At 57.5% G+C, this 16,953-nt stretch carries 15 protein-coding genes; 7 read left to right on the top strand and 8 right to left on the bottom strand.

Going from position 1 to position 16,953, the window contains the following annotated elements:
* Window positions 1-12 precede the first annotated feature (12 nt).
* A complete protein-coding gene (locus ACI1P1_RS08390) occupies window positions 13-456 on the bottom strand; it encodes a hypothetical protein (RefSeq protein WP_416215916.1) in 444 nt (147 codons plus the stop codon).
* Window positions 449-658 (bottom strand): helix-turn-helix transcriptional regulator, encoded by a 210-nt coding sequence (locus ACI1P1_RS08385; RefSeq protein WP_416215915.1) that lies wholly within the window; start codon window positions 656-658, stop codon window positions 449-451. The genes ACI1P1_RS08390 and ACI1P1_RS08385 overlap by 8 nt, the downstream gene beginning before the upstream one ends.
* A gap of 185 nt (window positions 659-843) precedes the next feature.
* Here ACI1P1_RS08385 and ACI1P1_RS08380 point away from each other — a divergent pair, with 185 nt between their 5' ends.
* The 3 genes from ACI1P1_RS08380 (at window position 844) to ACI1P1_RS08370 (ending at window position 4,366) form a co-directional block, all read left to right on the top strand.
* Window positions 844-1,251, top strand: coding sequence for a DUF1761 domain-containing protein (locus tag ACI1P1_RS08380; protein WP_416215914.1), 408 nt, complete (start codon window positions 844-846; stop codon window positions 1,249-1,251).
* A 311-nt stretch (window positions 1,252-1,562) separates the two neighbouring features.
* A complete protein-coding gene (locus ACI1P1_RS08375) occupies window positions 1,563-1,847 on the top strand; it encodes an ArsR/SmtB family transcription factor (protein WP_416215913.1) in 285 nt (94 codons plus the stop codon).
* Window positions 1,848-1,849: 2 nt separating this feature from the next.
* Entirely contained in the window at window positions 1,850-4,366 is a 2,517-nt protein-coding gene (locus ACI1P1_RS08370) for an FAD-dependent oxidoreductase (RefSeq protein ID WP_416215912.1), read from the top strand.
* Between the two features lie 140 nt (window positions 4,367-4,506).
* Here the strand turns inward: ACI1P1_RS08370 and ACI1P1_RS08365 are convergent, their stop codons facing one another.
* The 4 genes from ACI1P1_RS08365 to ACI1P1_RS08350 form a co-directional block, all read right to left on the bottom strand.
* Window positions 4,507-5,052 carry a hypothetical protein gene (locus tag ACI1P1_RS08365; RefSeq protein ID WP_416215911.1) on the bottom strand — a complete coding sequence of 182 codons (546 nt, stop codon included), beginning with the start codon at window positions 5,050-5,052 and terminating at the stop codon, window positions 4,507-4,509.
* 665 nt (window positions 5,053-5,717) lie between these two features.
* A complete protein-coding gene (metE, locus tag ACI1P1_RS08360) occupies window positions 5,718-8,012 on the bottom strand; it encodes a 5-methyltetrahydropteroyltriglutamate--homocysteine S-methyltransferase (protein WP_416215910.1) in 2,295 nt (764 codons plus the stop codon).
* Between the two features lie 147 nt (window positions 8,013-8,159).
* Window positions 8,160-9,059, bottom strand: a complete 900-nt coding sequence (locus ACI1P1_RS08355) for a LysR family transcriptional regulator (RefSeq protein ID WP_416215909.1) — start codon at window positions 9,057-9,059, stop codon at window positions 8,160-8,162.
* Between the two features lie 120 nt (window positions 9,060-9,179).
* On the bottom strand, window positions 9,180-9,605 hold the full coding sequence (locus tag ACI1P1_RS08350; RefSeq protein ID WP_416215908.1) for a gamma-glutamylcyclotransferase family protein: 426 nt from the start codon (window positions 9,603-9,605) through the stop codon (window positions 9,180-9,182).
* 216 nt (window positions 9,606-9,821) lie between these two features.
* Between ACI1P1_RS08350 and ACI1P1_RS08345 the strand changes: the two genes are divergently transcribed.
* Together ACI1P1_RS08345 and ACI1P1_RS08340 are read left to right on the top strand one after the other, a co-directional pair.
* Window positions 9,822-10,445, top strand: a complete 624-nt coding sequence (locus tag ACI1P1_RS08345) for a TetR/AcrR family transcriptional regulator (protein WP_416215907.1) — start codon at window positions 9,822-9,824, stop codon at window positions 10,443-10,445.
* Window positions 10,442-10,876 (top strand): DoxX family protein, encoded by a 435-nt coding sequence (locus ACI1P1_RS08340; RefSeq protein ID WP_416215906.1) that lies wholly within the window; start codon window positions 10,442-10,444, stop codon window positions 10,874-10,876. Before ACI1P1_RS08345 ends, ACI1P1_RS08340 begins: the two co-directional genes overlap by 4 nt.
* A 62-nt stretch (window positions 10,877-10,938) precedes the next feature.
* Here ACI1P1_RS08340 and ACI1P1_RS08335 read toward each other — a convergent pair whose 3' ends face one another.
* Together ACI1P1_RS08335 and ACI1P1_RS08330 are read right to left on the bottom strand one after the other, a co-directional pair.
* Window positions 10,939-11,601: a bifunctional 2-keto-4-hydroxyglutarate aldolase/2-keto-3-deoxy-6-phosphogluconate aldolase gene (locus tag ACI1P1_RS08335; RefSeq protein WP_416215905.1), complete on the bottom strand. Its 663-nt coding sequence runs from the start codon at window positions 11,599-11,601 to the stop codon at window positions 10,939-10,941.
* A gap of 71 nt (window positions 11,602-11,672) precedes the next feature.
* Window positions 11,673-12,647, bottom strand: a complete 975-nt coding sequence (locus ACI1P1_RS08330) for a sugar kinase (RefSeq protein WP_416215904.1) — start codon at window positions 12,645-12,647, stop codon at window positions 11,673-11,675.
* 314 nt (window positions 12,648-12,961) lie between these two features.
* Here ACI1P1_RS08330 and ACI1P1_RS08325 point away from each other — a divergent pair, with 314 nt between their 5' ends.
* Both ACI1P1_RS08325 and ACI1P1_RS08320 read left to right on the top strand, forming a co-directional pair.
* Window positions 12,962-14,050: an AbrB family transcriptional regulator gene (locus ACI1P1_RS08325; RefSeq protein ID WP_416215903.1), complete on the top strand. Its 1,089-nt coding sequence runs from the start codon at window positions 12,962-12,964 to the stop codon at window positions 14,048-14,050.
* A 3-nt stretch (window positions 14,051-14,053) separates the two neighbouring features.
* The gene (locus ACI1P1_RS08320; RefSeq protein ID WP_416215902.1) at window positions 14,054-16,666 is read left to right on the top strand and encodes a DNA topoisomerase 3; all 2,613 of its coding nucleotides are present in this window, start codon (window positions 14,054-14,056) and stop codon (window positions 16,664-16,666) included.
* Window positions 16,667-16,953 lie beyond the last annotated feature (287 nt).

The raw sequence follows: 16,953 nt of genomic DNA, 5'->3' as shown, positions 1-16,953 counted from the left end.
TCCCGGCAGCACTCAATCGTCGCCCCGGTTGTTTCTCCGTTCACTCCAGCGCTGCACGAAGATAACGGCTACCATAACAACGACGGAAATCCCCAGCAAGAGAAAACCGCCTACATCTCCCCCGGTCTCCTCCTTCAGCTTCGAGGAGTAGGCAATAGCCGTCACACAGGTGATTAAGGATACGCCGCAGGCAACCCAAGCTGCACGGGAGGATTTAGCTTTTTTCTCGACGGTTCCCACGTAGGCTCCGGCCGCAATCAGGCGAATCAGATAGCTGGACATCACCACAATCATAATCAGAAACACATTCACCGGGTAGTCCAGCCAGGTTACCCCAAGGCCGCGCAGCCCGATATCCAGCAGCAGCAGATAAAACAGCAGCATAAACGACTGGTTGCCGATATGGTCCCGGCGCTTCACCTGCATTTCGTCAAGGCCCTTCTCCGTTTTATTCATTCTCCTCATCCTCCCAGAACAGCTGATCCAGAGTTTTTCCCAGTCTCTTGCAAATGGCAATGCACAAATAAATAGTGGGATTATAATCCCCGTTTTCAATGGCGTTGATGGTTTGTCTGGTCACCCCAACCGCCTCGGCCAGCTCCTTCTGGGACAGGTCCAGGGAAGCGCGGGCCGCCTTCAGCCGCAGATTTTTTGCCATACCGTCACCTCTCTGATACCAATATATACTTTGATATACATAATGTCAATTATATTTTACATTTAGGAAATTAAACTTTACTTTATATAAGTACAGCAAGAAAATTCTCAAGGGATTCTTTGACTATACCGCAATCTGTTGTACAATGTTGGCAGGATCATGAACACCAAACAGGAGGCAGCTCTATGGAATTTTCCGTCAGTGATATGAATGCGTTGGCCATCGTTGTTTCGGCCATTGTTTATTTTTTTGTGGGGATGGTCTGGTATTCCCCGGTGCTCTTCGCCGAAATCTGGAAGCGGGAGACGGGCAAGGCGGAGGAAAAAAGTCCTAACCCGTTTTTATACATCCTGTGCTTCATTCTTACCGTCTTCGCCGCTTTTGCTCTGGCCTGCCTGTTTGAAATTGCAGGGGTAAGCGGCTTTGTACCAGGCATTTTCGCCGGTTTGATGGCCGGTTTGGCGCTGGTTTCCGCCTCTGCGATTACCATGCTGTTTGATGATTACCGCAAGTACAAGCTGTTCCTTATTAACGCGGGTTACCACGCCGTGGCCTTTCCGCTGATGGGTGTTATTCTGGGCCTGTGGCAGTAATTCCGTGCCGATGCTCTGCTTGCTCCATCCATAATCCAGACAGGTCCTGTCTGTAGAACATGCAACCGGCTTGCCGTGGGTTCCAGCCCGCGGTGATCCGGCGGATGTTCCTGCAGAGCAGGGCTTTTTTGTGTGGAAAATGCCCGATACGACGTTTTTTTCATTGGGGGCTCCCGTAAAGAACACCCGAACTCCGCTTCAAGTTATCACGCCACCTTTTGGATTTTGCCGTTGTGCATCAGGCAGCTTGCTTTTTATATCGTTATATCGTAATATTTGAATATAACGATTTATTGAAAGGCGGTTTTCTTATGGATCATAATTTTACGGCTTATACCGAAACGGCGGAGCTGCTGAAGGCTCTGGCCCATCCGGTGCGGCTTTGTATTGTCAAAGGGCTGGCCAAAAAGGAAGCCTGCAATGTGTCCTACATGCAGGAATGTCTGGATTTGCCCCAGTCCACCGTGTCCCAGCATCTTCAGAAGCTGCGGAGCCTGGGCATCGTCACCTGCGAGCGCAAGGGACTTGAGGTAAACTATTCGCTGGCCGATGAGCGGGTCCGGCAGCTGATTCTGGTTCTTTTGGGGGAGGAATAATCATGGCGCAAAAGGTATTGATTGTGGGCGGTGTAGCCGGTGGGGCATCCGCCGCCGCCAGGCTGAGACGGCTGGATGAGGAAGCCGAGATTGTGATGTTCGAACGGGGACCGGATATTTCCTTCGCCAACTGCGGCCTGCCGTATTATATCGGGGGCTCCATCACCGACCGGGACCGGCTCTTGGTATCCACCCCGGAGGCCATGGCCCGTCGCTTCCGGATTGATGTGCGGACCCGAAGCGAGGTGCTGTCGGTTGATCCCGCCGCCAAAACCGTGCGTGTCCGGGAGAATGGGAGCAGGGAATATGAGGAGCATTATGACGCCCTGATTCTGTCTCCGGGAGCTAAGCCGGTCCGCCCTCCCCTGCCCGGAGTGGAGAGCAGCAGAATTCATACGTTGCGGAATCTGGCGGATACGGATCTGATCAAACAGCGGCTGACGGAGGAAAAGGTGCAGTCTGCCGTTGTAATCGGCGGCGGCTTCATCGGAGTGGAAATGGCGGAAAATCTCCGGGAAGCCGGGTTAGAGGTGTCCTTGGTGGAAGCCGGGCCGCAAATTCTTACCCCTTTCGACCGGGAAATGTCCGCTGTGTTGGCCAAGGAGCTGGAGCAGCACGGCGTGGGGCTGGTGTTAGGCGGCAGGGTGACCGGCTTCCGGGAGGACGGGACAGGGATTGAAACCCGTCTGGAGGATGGCCGGGTGCTGCGTAGCGGTCTGGTGCTGTTGGCAGCAGGCGTGGCGCCGGATACCGCATTTTTGGCAGGCAGCGGGTTATCCATGGGCCCCCGGGGCCATATTCTGGTCAATGACCGCATGGAGACCAATCTTGATCATGTGTACGCTGTTGGCGATGCGGTGGAGGTTACCGATTATGTAAATGGCTCCAAAACAGCGGTTCCCCTTGCCGGTCCCGCCAATAAACAAGGGCGGATTGCCGCCGACAATGTCTGCGGGCTGGGCCGGGTATATAAGGGCACCCAAGGCACCTCGATTATCAAGGTGTTCGGAATAACCGGAGCCGCCACCGGCAATAACGAAAAAACACTCACCCGGCTGGGCATTCCCTATCACGTGACGTATGTGCACCCCAATTCCCATGCCTCCTATTATCCCGGAGCCCTGCCTCTGTCCCTGAAGCTGATCTTCGACAGTCAGGGCAAGGTGCTGGGCGCCCAAGCGGTGGGGATGGACGGTGTCGACAAACGTATCGACGATATTGCCACGGTGATCCGCTTCCACGGGACGGTGGAGGATCTGAGTGAGCTGGAACTGGCGTATGCTCCCCCCTATTCCTCCGCCAAGGATCCGGTGAATATGGCCGGCTTCACAGCCGAAAATATTTTTGCCGGTCTCACCCGGGTATTCCTGCCCGGGGAGCTGGCGGAGCGGGACGCTGCCGTCACTCTGTTGGTGGATGTGCGGACCGGTCTGGAGCATGCCGCGGGCAGCATTCCCGGTTCTATCAACATCCCGGTGGATGAGCTGCGGGAACGGCTGGCGGAGCTTGACCGGGAGAAGGAGATCTGGGTTTACTGCCAGGTGGGCTTGCGGGGATACACTGCCTCCCGTATTTTGCAGCAGCTGGGCTACCGTGTCCGCAATCTCTCGGGCGGCTACAAAACCTGGCTGATGGCGGAATACCAGCCCGGTCAGATGGCACCGTCGGACACTGCCGCAGGCATGGCGGCTGGAGCTGACGCAGGTGCAGCCGCTTTTGCCGCGACAGAAGTGGCGGCAACGGCGGAGCCGGTCCCCATGGAAGCGATGGCCGCCGATGAGGAGCTGGATGCCTCCGGACTCTGCTGCCCGGGGCCGCTGCTTCAAGTGAAGAACCGGATGGACCGGATGTCGGAGGGGCAGGTGCTGCGGGTTCTGGCCACAGACCCGGGCTTCGAGGCGGATATCCGCTCCTGGGCGGAAATGTCCGGGAACCATTTTTATGAGGCAGCCCGCAGGCCGGATGGCCGGATTGAAGCCTTGCTGGGCAAAGGCCGGACGGGCGGCTTGTCCGCAGAAACGGGTACACCGCCGGTGCCTGCGGCAGCGCAGGAAGGAACAACGATGGTGGTGTTCAACGGTGATCTGGACCGGGCCATCGCCACCTTCATCATCGCCAACGGCGCAGCGGCCAGCGGCAAGAAGGTGACCTTATTCTTTACCTTCTGGGGACTCAATATCATCCGCAAGCCGGAGCATGTCCCGGCTGCCAAAAGCTTCATGGACCGCATGTTCGGTTTAATGCTTCCAAGAGGCAGCAAAAAGCTCCCCCTCTCCCGGATGAAGATGCTGGGGCTGGGCGCTCCCATGATCCGCAGGGTTATGAAGGCAAAGCAGATTTCCTCACTGGAGGAGCTGATGGAAACAGCCGTTGCCCAAGGGGTGGAAATCGTCGCCTGCCAGATGTCCATGGATGTGATGGGCATCAAGCAGGAGGAGCTGATCGACGGCGCCACCGTCGGAGGCGTCGGTTATTATTTGGGCAAAGCCAACCGTTCCGGTATTAATCTATTTATTTGATTCCCGTCAGGCTCCCTCCGGCAGTTCCCTTCATTAAACAACAACCCGCTCAGCCGTAGAAGGCCGGGCGGGTTGTATTTTTGCTTGTTTGGGCTTCTTGAGTTGCCTGCAGCCAGCGGGCAGCTCAAGCGCCATGCAGCTTAGGTGCATACAAACTGGTCGATGAAGCGCAGATCCAGGCCGAAGTAGACCCAGGTGAAGCCGATCCAGCGGAAGCCGGCTACGGAGTTGCGTCCGACAAAGGTCAGATACGCCCAATATTCGTCACCGTTGCTCTGCCAAATGTAGACAAACCGGAAACGGCAGCCGGCAATGGAGCCGGGATTGACCGCCATGACGGAAAATCCGCCGCTACCCGGTTTAGGCGGGATATAGCTGGGCGGGCGTCCTGTGGGAGCACCGGAGACACCTGGACCACCCGGTCCACCTGGAAAACCAGGGCCGCCGGGACCAGGACCCGGACCACCCGGGAAACCGGGGCCGCCGGGGAAGCCGGGGCCGCCCGGTGTTCCGGGAAAGCCGGGGCCACCGGGAAAGCCAGGGCCAAAACCGGGGCCACCGGGGCCGCCGGGGCCAAAGCCAGGGCCGAAGCCGGGTCCACCGGGGCCGAAGCCGGGGCCGCCCGGTGTTCCCGGGGAGCCGACCAACCCGCCCAGTATATTTTGAATGGGGTTTTGACGATACATGATCATCTTCCTTCCTGTGCGTTTGTCTAGCTTACACGACAGTATATGTAGACGATCACCCATTGTGTGTCACCCGGACAACCGGTCAGCGGGAATTTTGCCCAGCTGCATTCTTCCACCGCTCATCCGGATTTCTGACTGCTGCGTTCTCCCGCCGCCCGTCCGGAATTCTACCTAACCGCGTTCTCCCGTCGACTATCCGAATTTCCGCCTAGCAGCATTCTTCCACCGCTCATCCGGATTTCTGCTTAGCCGCATTTTTTCGCCACCCGTCCGGACAGAGAGGCCGTTATTTTGCTAAAAACGGGGGTTTTGCTCATTTCGCGGACACAGGTTCCGCTATTCTAGCTATTCCGTCTTATATTGACCCCATTTGCCCCAAATAACGGATCGTGTGTCCGCGAAACTCAGGAAACGGAGATTTTCTCGTTAATAGCGCCTCTGGAGTCCGTTAGCCGAGTAGGTCCCTACCTTTGCTCCAAATCCTGCGCACCTGCACCTGCTCCAACTCCAGTCACTGTACCCGTTTCTGCTCCAACTCCTGCACTAGCTCCAGTCACTGTACCCGCTTCTGCTCCAACTCCTGCACTAGCTCCAGTCACTGCACCAGCTCCAGTCCCTTCGCCGACATCAGCTCAAGCTCCAGCACCTGCCCCAACTCTTGGTCAAGCACCCGCGCCTCCGCCCTCCAGCTCCGTCCGCACCTGCTTGGCGGCTTGCACCATGTTGCCCAGGGCAGCTACGGTTTCCAGCATCCGGCGGGTTTTCAGCCCGCAGTCCGGGTTGATCCAGAACTGCCGGGGGGACAGCACCTGCAAGGCCCGGCGGATCATGCCCTCCATCTCGGCTGCGGGAGGCACCCGGGGGCTGTGGATGTCATAGACGCCCAAGCCGATGCCCAGCTCGTAGGTTTCCTCCTCGAAGCTGGCGATCAGCTCCCCATGACTGCGCGAGGTTTCGATAGAGATAACGTCGGCGTCCAAAGCACGGATGGTCCCGATCATGTCCTGGAACTCGCAATAGCACATGTGGGTGTGAATCTGCGTTTCGTCCTTCACCGTGGAGGTGGACAGCCGGAAGGCCTTCACCGTCCATTCCAGATACTCCTCCACCAGCAGCTGCTTCAAGGGCAACCCCTCCCGGAGGGCCGGCTCATCCACCTGGATCATGCCGATGCCTGCCGCCTCCAGCGCCTCCACCTCCTGCCGGAGTGCCAGCGCAATCTGGAAGGCCACATCCCTCCGGGGCAGGTCATCCCGCACAAAGGACCAGTTGAGGATGGTCACCGGACCGGTCAGCATTCCTTTCACGGGAGCCTCCGACAAGGACTGGGCGTAGACCGTTTCCGCTACGGTCATCGGTGCCGTGTATTCCACATCCCCGAAGATGACCGGAGGTTTGACACAGCGGGAGCCGTAGGACTGCACCCAGCCGTTCCCTGTAAAGGCGAAACCCTCCAGCTTCTCCCCGAAAAACTCCACCATGTCGTTGCGTTCAAATTCGCCGTGCACCAGTACATCCAACCCCAGCTCCTGCTGGATGCCGATCCATCTCCCGATTTCCTCCCGGATAAACCTCTGGTACTGCTCCTCCGTCCACTCTCCCTTGCGCCACTTTCGGCGGGCACTGCGAACCTCCGGCGTCTGGGGGAAGCTGCCGATGGTGGTCGTCGGCAATAGCGGAAGCTGCCACCGCTTCTCCTGCCGCTCCCGCCGCTCCTCGAAGGTACCTGCCCGGGTTACCGGCTGGGCTGCCAAACCCGCCATCTGTTTTCTCACTCCCGCTTTATTGCGGAAGGAGGACTCATTAAGCGCCGCCCTTCCCTTCCGCAAAGCCTCCAGCTCCGCTGCCACAGCGGCTTCGCCCAGCTTGCCTGCTTTGGTCAGCAGCACGGTCTCCTCCAGCTTCTGGTCGGCAAAAGCCAACGCCCCGTGCAGCACCGGGTCAAGCCCTGTCTCCTTCACTGTGCTCACCGGCACATGCAGCAGGCTGCAGGAGGGCTGGACCACCAGCCGGCTGTCCTCCACCCCGTTGCGCAATGCGGCCAGCACCTTCAGCTTATCATCGGGGTCACATGCCCAAATGTTGCGCCCATCCACCAGCCCAACGCCCAGCACCTTCCCGTCCGGGAAGCCGCAGCGGAGCACCGCCTCCAGATTCCGGCCCCCGTCATGGACGAAGTCCAGCCCGATGCCATGAACCGGCAGCGCCACAACCTTTTCATACGCCTCGACCGCTTCGAAATAGGTTTGCAAAAACAGCCGGAGGTCCGGCACCTCCCGGACCAGCTGCCCATAAAGCTCCTCCGCCAGAGCCAGCTCCTCCGCCGTTACATTGGTGGACAGAATCGGCTCATCCACCTGCACCCACTGCACTCCAGCTTCCGCAAGCTCACGGAGCACCTGCACGTACAAGGGCAGCAGACGGCGGACCCAATCCCCCAGCTCACCAGGCGCATACCCCTTGGCCAGCTTCACAAAGGTCAGCGGCCCCACCAGCACCGGCCTGCCTTCAATCCCAAGCTCCTCCTTGGCCTCCGCATATGCTTCCAGCAGCCGGTTTCCCGTCAGCACAGGCCGGGCGCCGTCCAGCTCCGGAACAATATAATGGTAGTTGGTGTTGAACCATTTGGTCATTTCGCAGGCCGCAGCGTCCTTGCTGCCCCGGGCCATGGCATAATAAACGGACAGGGAAGGCGTGCCTCCCTCGTAGCCAAACCGCCGGGGAATCAGCCCGAACATCACCGCCGTATCCAGCACATGGTCATAATACGTAAAATCCCCTACAGGAATGATATCAATGCCCTTCTCCTGCTGCAGCCTCAGGTTGGACAGGCGGATTTCTTTCAGCCTTGTATGCAGATCCGCCTCGGCCAATTCCCCCGTCCAAAAGGACTCCAACGCTTTTTTCCACTGCCGCTCCAGCCCGATACGGGGATAACCCAGGTTGCCGCTTTTCATCCGCCATCTCTCCTTATCGCCAATCCGTTGTTACTGGAAAGATAACATATCCGGCCGGATATAGGGTATGACCATAAAGCTATGGCTGGATATAGCCAAAATATATAGCCCTAACCAAGCTGCGCCAACAACCCGCCGAAAAACGGGCTATTGGATCGCCTCCTGCAGGGCCTCCACATAGGCAACCGCCAGTCTGGACAAGGCAGCATTCTGATGGCAGATCCAGCCCACATGGATGGTCTCGTCGCTTGCCAGCGGCACCGGAATAATGTCATTTCCATTCAGATCCTTACTCAGGACACCGGTGGAGATGGTGTAGCCGTTTAGGCCGATCAGCAGATTGAACAGGGTGGCCCGGTCGCTGACGCGAATACTTTTGGGACGGGCGATGGTGCTCAGGATTTCCTCTGAAAAGTGAAAGGAATTGTATTCCCCCTGCTCAAAATACAGGTACGGATACTCCCTCAGCTGCTCCAGCGTCACCACGGAATGCTTCGCAAGCGGATTATGGGCGCTCACAAAAATATGGGCCTTGGCCGTAAACAGGCTGTTGAACATAAGATTGGCATTTTTCAAAAGGCGGCTGATAACCTTATTATTGAAATCGTTCATATAAAGGATGCCGATTTCGCTTTTTTGATCCTTCACATCCTGGATGATCTCATGGGTTTTGGTCTCCCGCAGGGACAGCTCGTACTCCTCGTGCCCGTAATCCCGCACCAGCTTGACGAAGGCGTTGACGGCGAAGGCATAATGCTGGGTGGACACGGAAAAATGCTGGGGCGACGGCTTCGCATTCAGATATCGGCTCTCCAGAAGCTCCGCCTGCTCGATGACCTGACGGGCATAACCCAGGAACTCGGCACCCTCCTTGGAGAGCATAATCCCCTTATTGGTCCGTTGAAAAATAATAAGCTGAAGCTCCTCCTCCAGCTCCTTGATGGCGCTGGACAGGCTGGGCTGGGAGATGAACAGCCGTTTAGCCGCCTCATTCATGGAGCCGCGGGCCGCCACCTCCAGCACATAACGCAGCTGCTGCAATGTCATGGCAGAGTCCTCTCTTTTGGATAAAGATGCTTGTTTTTCTGATCATACCCGTTCCAACTCCCGTTCACAAGCCGTTCTTCATGCCTTCCATCATGAAAAAAGGACCCTGCCGGGTCCTCATCATATACAGCCGCCTGCAGACAGCTCAGCGGCCAATTCTTGGGCTGCCGCTATAACCTGTGCACGCGGCACAGCGGCCAAGGTTCCAGGAGGTGCAGGCAGCTTGGCCTGCGGGTTGCTCCGGTAGTAAATATAAGCGTTGAGGGTGGACCCGTTATTCAGTCGGACCCGGACCAGAACCCGCACATAATCGGGCACATTCTCCCACAGATCCGCCGTGATCAGCTCATCCGCCGACAGACACAGAAGCTCCCCCCGCACACTGCAGCCGGGTTCCGGGGTCACATAATAAAAGCCGTCCGCATCGGCATGCCTGCCGTGTTGGGGAAGAGAAGCAGTGCCAACCGTTACGCTTCTCCCGAAGAGAATATGCTGAACCTCCTGATCGATGAAGGTTCCATAGGAAAACAAGTAATAGTAGCCCATATTTCCTCCTGCGGCGGAGCGGGATTCGGTGCAAGCCTCCGCCCTATGTAATGATGTATGCACGTCTGGGCCAATCTTGTGCCTGTACAGTTTTTTCTGCTTGTTGCCCCTTCCTCCCCCATAAATATTTTATTTTCACATTTACATACCTTTGGTCGGTATTTATAATGAGCTTATACAGCTTCGTTTCATACATCCATATAGGGAGTGATAAACGTGAAGCAGGAGGAACGCAGGCGGAATACCATCCGTCTGCTGCTGGATACGACCATTGCCCTCATCGCCGAAAAAGGCTGCCATCTGCTGACGATGCAGGATATCGCCAATGCAGCAGGCCTGTCCAAGGGAGCGATTTTCCATTATGTGAAAAGCAAGGATGAAATGTTCGTCTGGGTGCTGCAAGAGCAGCTGGAGCAAACGAATAACCGCTTTTTGGATGAGGTGGCCTCCGGGCGCCGTACCTTTGCTGAGCCGATGAAGGCCATTGCGGACAGCATCTCCTCCTATGGGGAGGCGGGCAATGTCACCAACAAAGTGTTGTTGTATCTGCTTGGCAAGGAGGATCAGCCCCTAATCGCCGAAGCGGTAAGACACTACTACAAAAAGTCGGTGCAGCTATCCAAAAGCTGGATTGAAACTGGCCAGCAATATGGCGTCATTCCCCCATCGGTGGACGCGGCGAAAACAGCCGACATGCTCGTGCTTCTCACCTTCGGACTGCGGATGCGCGCTTCCATTCCGTTGGATGGGCCAGCCTTCACAGGGGCCGACTTCACGGCCTTCATCACTTCCGTATTACAGCCCAGCCCGGATAAAAATGAAAAGGAGCAACCACTATGATCCCCTTGTACGTGCTGGTGGTGTCTTTTGTGATGTTTCGCGCCTCGGGCGTGGCCGGATTTGCTTACTTTTCGGAGTGGCAATCCTCCCTGCAGGCCGCAGTTGCCGTTATGCTTCTGGTTGCCGCCTCGGCCCACTGGGGCTCCAAACGCCGGGATTTAATCCGGATGGTGCCCCCAGCCTTTCCCCGGCCTGATCTCATCGTTACCATTACCGGGTTGCTGGAAATTGCCGGAGCAGCCGGGCTTCTGTTCCCCGTCACCTCCCGAATTGCCTCGATCTGCTTGGCCCTGCTGCTGGTTGCCATGTTTCCCGCCAATATAAAAGCGGCCAACGAATCCTTGACCCTCGGAGGGCGGCCTGTGCCCAAGCTTCCGGTGCGTACGCTGCTCCAGCTTATTTTTATCGCTGCCGTGCTGTTGGCCGGTTAAAAAAAGAACCGCAGGGAGGCACTGGCCCCTTGCGGTTCTTCTGTACTATACTCTATGCTCGCTTACGCCTTGGCAGCCTTGAAGGCAGCTACGTATTCAGCCGCTTTTTTGGCAATGATGCTGTAGTCGCCGGTCTTCACGGCGTCTGCAGTCAGGTCGCCGCCGATGCCTACGGCAGTAGCGCCGGCTTTGATCCACTCGCCCAGGTTGGACAGGGATACGCCGCCGGTCGGCATAATGTTGGCTTGCGGCAAAGGACCCTTGATCGCCTTGATCATGGAAGGAGCGAAGGCGTTGCCCGGGAAGAGCTTCACTACGTCTACGCCCAGCTCAAGAGCCTGTTGGATTTCCTTGATGGTCATGCAGCCCGGCATAACGGGAATGCGGTACCGGTTGCACAGCATTACGGTTTCGGGGTTGAGGCTCGGGCCTACAACAAATTCGGAGCCGGCCAGGATAGCGGCGCGGGCGGTTTCCGGATCAAGCACAGTGCCTACGCCGATGATGGCAAAGCGGGCCGGGTCCTTGGCGGTGCTGGAATACTTGGCAGCCAGAGTTTCGATGGCACGCAGAGCGCCCGGTACAGTCATGGTGATTTCAATAACCTTGATGCCGCCTTCGATGGCTTGCTCAGCCATACGTACAACATCCTCAGCAGTATCGGCACGCAGAACGGCCACAACGCCTTGCTCGGCGATTTGTTGAATAACTTTAATTTTTTTCATGGTTCTCCACATTCCTTTTCTTCGTCCCGTTAATGGTCAAGGACGTTAATGGTTAACGCAGTAAATCCAGCTTAGCGCTCCACGCTCTTCTTGTTCTGGAGCACCGCCTGGGCTTTTTCCCAAGTGGGCAAAGCTTCCCAGTCGCCTTCCATCTGTACCGCGAGGGAGCCCATCAGGCTGCCGAGACGGACAGCCTCAGCCAGGTCATACCCCTTCAGCACACCTACGATGAAGCCTGCGCAGAAGCCGTCGCCGGCGCCTACAGTATCCACTACGCGTTCAGCCTTGAAGAAGGGGATGGCGGTAACCTTGCCGTTTTCGATCAGGTAGGTTTCGTCATCTCCGCCCTTCACGATGGAAACGGCGCGCAGCTTGGACAGACGGGCTACGATTTCGTCGAAGTCCTCGGTTTCGTACATCAGCTTCAGCTCGTCCAGACCGGGCAGGAAGTAGTCGGCTTCCTCAGCCATTGGCAAAAGCACCTCTCTGGCTTCCTCCAGGGTCCATAGCTTCAGACGCAGGTTGGGGTCAAAGCAAACCTTGACACCATGCTTCTTGGCCATGCGGATAGCAGCCCAGAGGGTTTCCCGGCAGCTTTCGGAAAGAGCTGCGGTAATGCCGGTAACATGCAAAATTTTGGCCTGCTTGATGTACTCCTCGTCCAGGTGCTCGGGACGCATCAGGCTGGCTGCGGAATTTTTGCGGTAATAATACACGAAGGACTTGCCGGAGATGGCTTCCTTCAGCATCAGTCCGGTAGGAGCCTCGTCAGTCAATTCCACACGGGAGACGTCAACGCCCTCGCCGCGGATGCGCTTCTGGATCATGAGACCCAACGGGTCCTTGCCCAAGCGGCCGAACCAGCCAACGCGGTGTCCCAGACGGGCCACGCCGATGGCGAAATTGCTCTCTGCGCCGCCGAAGGACTTGTCCAGGGTGGCGGAGTATTCAATTCCTTTGTTGCCCGTGGACATCAGGAGTCCCATGGATTCACCGAAGGTCAGAACCTCCGGAATGTATTGCTGCTCTTTCGTTGCCTGTGTCATTCTTCAGCCTCCACCTGCTCCCGCTTTTCATATGGCCAAAACGGGAATATAATCGGATTTTCACCATTGAACACGTGTTCCGCTCTTGATTGCGCCGTGTTTCCTGCTATAGCCTGTTTTCCATTGTACCATACTTTCAAGACTTTGCGGCAGGCATTTCTACGACGATTTGTTGGATTTTTTTTAGGTAAAGAGATGGTAAAGAGGCAGTTTCACTCCCTTCATTGCGCTCGGAAGCCAAGGGTGCTACACTTTCCGGTATAGAGCGGAGCGGTTTTTTTATGATTTTTTGATGGAAAAGGAGTTTTTGCAGCATGGGCTTACAGACAGGCAAAACACTGATTTTGGCATTGGCTGGGGGCACAATCTTCCAACTGCTTCATATTCCTCTGGCCTGGCTTTTGGGGCCGATGACCATTCTTCTGGTGTGGCGGGAGGTGTTCAAAAAGAAGGCCGAATGGCACCGCGGCTTCCGCAACGCAGGCTTGTGCGTGCTGGGCTACATGATGGGCATCACCTTTAACGCGGAGGTGGCAGGGCAAATTGCCGTGCAGCTGCCCTCCATGGCTGCAGCCACCCTTTTAACTGTCGCCTTCGGACTTGTGGCCGGCTGGGTTACCGTGAAACGCACGGGCATCAGCATGGCATCGGGCCTTCTCGGAAGTATTCCCGGCGGCCTCTCTCAGATGGCCGTCCTCTGCGACGAGGTGGAGGATGCGGACATGACGGTGGTGACCTTCATGCAAACCATCCGGGTTATGGCCGTGGTGTTTATTGTGCCCTTCCTGGCCTTCCACGGCTTGTCCTCCGGCGGGACAGAAGCCGGATCTGCGGTAACAGCTGTGGCCTCGGCAGTGTCATCTGTTTCCTGGATGTCCTCCAACACCCTGTGGTTTGTACTGGCCGTAGCCATCATGTTGGTGCTGGGTCCCAAGCTCCATTTGCCCACCCCTTACATGCTGGGGCCGATGCTGGGCGCCGCGTTATTGTCGGTGGCGGGGCTTGAGGCGCCGTCTCTGCCCCACTGGTCGGTGCTGACCGCCCAGGTACTGGTGGGTGCCCATATGGGGGTAACCACAAGTCTTTCCTCCCTGGACAATTGGAAGAAGCTTTTGCCCTACGCACTTTTCGGGGCCATCGGGATTGTGCTGTTTTCCCTGGGTACTGGCTATCTCTTGACCTTGTGGCATCCCATGTCGCTGTTAACCGCCTTTTTGGGATCGGCCCCCGGGGGCATGACAGAAATGGGTGTCACCGGAGCAGCGTTGGGTGCCGATCTATCTATTATTGTGGCCTACCAGATGTTTCGGCTGCTGTTCATTTTGTTTATTGCCCCTTATATCGTTAAGGGCCTGCTGCGCCTCTACCGGGGGCGCACCGATTCTCCCGTGAAAGGATTTTGACCATTGAAAACCCTTGTGATTGCGGAAAAGCCCGATATGGGCCGGAACATCGCCGCTGTACTGGAGCCGAAGGCCTCCAACAAGCGGACCCACCTTGAAGGCGAACGCTACATCATAACCTGGGCCATCGGGCACCTCATCGGGCTGGCGGAGCCGGACCATTACGACGACCGGTATAAAAAGTGGAATCTTGGCGACCTGCCTATTATTCCCGATACCTTCAAACTTTTACCCAATGTAAAAACCCGGGATCAGCTGAAGGTCATCGCCCAGGTGGCCAAAGAATGCGACCGGATCGTCAATGCCTGTGACGCCGGACGTGAAGGGCAGCTGATTTTCTCTTATATCCAGCAGCATCTGAAGCTTCGCCAGCCGGTGCAGCGGCTGTGGATTTCGGACTTGACGGCGGAAACCATTCGCCGGGGCTTTGCCGAGCTGAAGGACGGCAGCGAATACGAAAATTTGACCCAGGCGGCCAGAGCCCGCAGTGAGGCCGACTGGCTCATCGGAATGAACGGGTCAAGGGCGTTTACCACCCGGCATAATGAGCTTTTGTCTGTCGGACGGGTGCAGACGCCCGTATTAGCTTTGATTTATGACCGCCAAAAGCAGATCGAGGCGTTTGATTCGGAGAAATTCTTCGAGGTGGAGGGATCCTTCCAGCAGGGGGACACCGCCTACCGGGGCATGTGGCAGGGAGACCGGTTCAAGGCCAAGGACAAGGCCGAGGCAGTGGTCACCCGGGTCAAGGGCAAACCGGGACGGATTGCTTCTTATGAAGTGAAGGATACCAAGGAGTTTCCCTTCAAGCTGTATGATTTGACCCTGCTGCAGCGGGAGGCCAACGGCAAGCTGGGTTTTTCCGCCAAAAAAACCTTGGATACGGCCCAGGCCCTGTACGAGAAGCATAAGGTCATCAGCTATCCCCGGACCAACTCCAACTATGTGAACCCGGAGAATATTCCGGACATGCACAAAACGCTGGAGTCCCTGAAGGGCTCCGTGGACTATGGCTCCTTCGCCCAAAATGCGGACAAGAAGCTGGTGCACAAAAACAACAAGTTCGTCTGTAATCCGGCCAAGGTGGAGGATCACCACGCCATTCTGCCCACCTTCAAAAAGGCCAGCGGCTTATCGCCGGATGAAGCCAAGGTTTACGACCTGATCGTACGGCGTTTCCTGTCCCACTTCTACCCGGCGGCCGAGTACAAGGTGCATACAGTGTTTACGGAGGTAGGCGAAGGAGAGGCGGCCGACCGGTTCAAAACCACGGTTAAGGAGCTGCTTTCCCTGGGCTGGAAGGTGCTGTACCCGGACCAGAAGAAAAGCGCCGGTGCTAAAGGCGGCAAGGGCAAAACCGGCAAAGCCGGAGACGGGGAAAATGCGGGCTCCGACAAGGATGGGGATAAGGACGAAAACAACGGTCCCTCCGAGCTGGAGGTGGAGACGGATACTCCCTTCTCTGTGAATCCGCAGGCAGGTGTGCTCTGCTCTGATGCGGAGGTCAAGGAAAAGGAAACCCAGCCGCCCAAGGCTTTTACGGAGGGCACTCTGTTGAAGGCAATGGAAAGTGCGGGCAAGTCCATTGAGGACGACGAACTGCGGGATGTAATGAAGGATTCCGGCCTGGGCACACCCGCCACCCGGGCGGCCACCATCGAACGGCTGAAGCAGGTGGGGTATGTGGCCATGCAGGGCAAACGGATCAGCATCACTCCCAAAGGCCGGGCCGCCGTGGAACTGGTCCGCGGAGCGGGCGTGGAGCTGCTGGCTTCGCCGGAGATGACGGGCCAGTGGGAGCGGCGGTTGAACGAAATCGCCAGAGGCCAGGCGTCGAAGGATGCCTTTATGGACAAGGTGCGGGCCTTCGCGCGCCTGATCGTGGACAAGGTCCGCCTGCAGGCGCGGGCGGACAAGGCGCACTTCGCCAAACCGGAGCCGGCGGCTGGCGCAGGCAAGGGCAGCAGGCGCAGCAGCGCTGCCAAGGATGTTGGCGCCGGCGGGAACGCTGCCGGCGAAGAAGGCGCTGCGCCGGCGCGCAAGCGGCGCAGCAAGGCGGACGCGGCAGCCGGCAGCGCCGCGGATACAGTGGCGGCGGCTGCAGCGCCCGCCAGGAAACGCCGCAGCGGCAAGGCCGACGCTGCTGGAGCAAGTGCAAGTGCCGCCGCTCAAGCGGGCGGCACACAGGTAGAGCTTGCGCTGCCCGCGGACGCTGGCGCAGCAGGTTCGAGAGCTGCCGGCAGACCATCGGCAGCAGGCACTGGCACTGGCGCCGGAGCTGCCGCGGCAGGCCAGTCGGCCGCCGGGGCGGGAACAGCGGCGCCGCAAGTCCCCCCCAGCCGCCCCGCTATGCGGGAGGCGCTGGGGCATTGCCCCCGCCCGGGCTGCGGCGGGCGGATCATCTTCGGCAGCACCGGCTACGGCTGCACTCATTTCCGCCAGGGCTGCACCTTCGTGCTGTGGAAGGACAACGGCTTTGGTGTGAACCTCAATGACACCATGGTAACCAGCCTGTTACGAACCGGCCAAACCTCCTTTTACAGCGAAACCGCCGGCAGCGGCACCCTCATCTTGCAGGACCCGCAAACCGGCAAACTATCCCTTCTGCGGAACTAATATATACTCTCCCTCCCCCTGGTCCCGACATACGGCACTAGGGGGATTTTCTTATCCCCATCAGCCCCAGCATCGTCCTCAAACAATTGCCAACCAAAATAACGGAAGGCAAACTTCCGCTATCTCAGCATAAATGATGGCCAAGCATACAATAGAACCCTTCCTACTTGCGCTAATCCGGCACTTTCCTCACAACACCCATACATTCCGGCATGATAAGGGAAACTCCCCTTCCCCTATCCTCCCCAAACTAGTGAACCGCCCCAAATAGTCGAAACATTGCATTC

The sequence above is a fragment of the Paenibacillus mesotrionivorans genome, assembly GCF_046098205.1.
Lineage (GTDB): Bacteria > Bacillota > Bacilli > Paenibacillales > NBRC-103111 > Paenibacillus_AR > Paenibacillus_AR mesotrionivorans.
Note: the sequence above shows the minus strand (reverse complement) of the source record. Positions and strands in the feature narration are given on the sequence as shown.

Coding starts and splice junctions, on each gene's coding strand:
- ACI1P1_RS08390 (WP_416215916.1), bottom strand. CDS start 456: ATGAATAAAACGGAGAAGGGCCTTGACGAAATGCAGGTGAAGCGCCGG.
- ACI1P1_RS08385 (WP_416215915.1), bottom strand. CDS start 658: ATGGCAAAAAATCTGCGGCTGAAGGCGGCCCGCGCTTCCCTGGACCTG.
- ACI1P1_RS08380 (WP_416215914.1), top strand. CDS start 844: ATGGAATTTTCCGTCAGTGATATGAATGCGTTGGCCATCGTTGTTTCG.
- ACI1P1_RS08375 (WP_416215913.1), top strand. CDS start 1,563: ATGGATCATAATTTTACGGCTTATACCGAAACGGCGGAGCTGCTGAAG.
- ACI1P1_RS08370 (WP_416215912.1), top strand. CDS start 1,850: ATGGCGCAAAAGGTATTGATTGTGGGCGGTGTAGCCGGTGGGGCATCC.
- ACI1P1_RS08365 (WP_416215911.1), bottom strand. CDS start 5,052: ATGTATCGTCAAAACCCCATTCAAAATATACTGGGCGGGTTGGTCGGC.
- metE (WP_416215910.1), bottom strand. CDS start 8,012: ATGAAAAGCGGCAACCTGGGTTATCCCCGTATCGGGCTGGAGCGGCAG.
- ACI1P1_RS08355 (WP_416215909.1), bottom strand. CDS start 9,059: ATGACATTGCAGCAGCTGCGTTATGTGCTGGAGGTGGCGGCCCGCGGC.
- ACI1P1_RS08350 (WP_416215908.1), bottom strand. CDS start 9,605: ATGGGCTACTATTACTTGTTTTCCTATGGAACCTTCATCGATCAGGAG.
- ACI1P1_RS08340 (WP_416215906.1), top strand. CDS start 10,442: ATGATCCCCTTGTACGTGCTGGTGGTGTCTTTTGTGATGTTTCGCGCC.
- ACI1P1_RS08335 (WP_416215905.1), bottom strand. CDS start 11,601: ATGAAAAAAATTAAAGTTATTCAACAAATCGCCGAGCAAGGCGTTGTG.
- ACI1P1_RS08330 (WP_416215904.1), bottom strand. CDS start 12,647: ATGACACAGGCAACGAAAGAGCAGCAATACATTCCGGAGGTTCTGACC.
- ACI1P1_RS08325 (WP_416215903.1), top strand. CDS start 12,962: ATGGGCTTACAGACAGGCAAAACACTGATTTTGGCATTGGCTGGGGGC.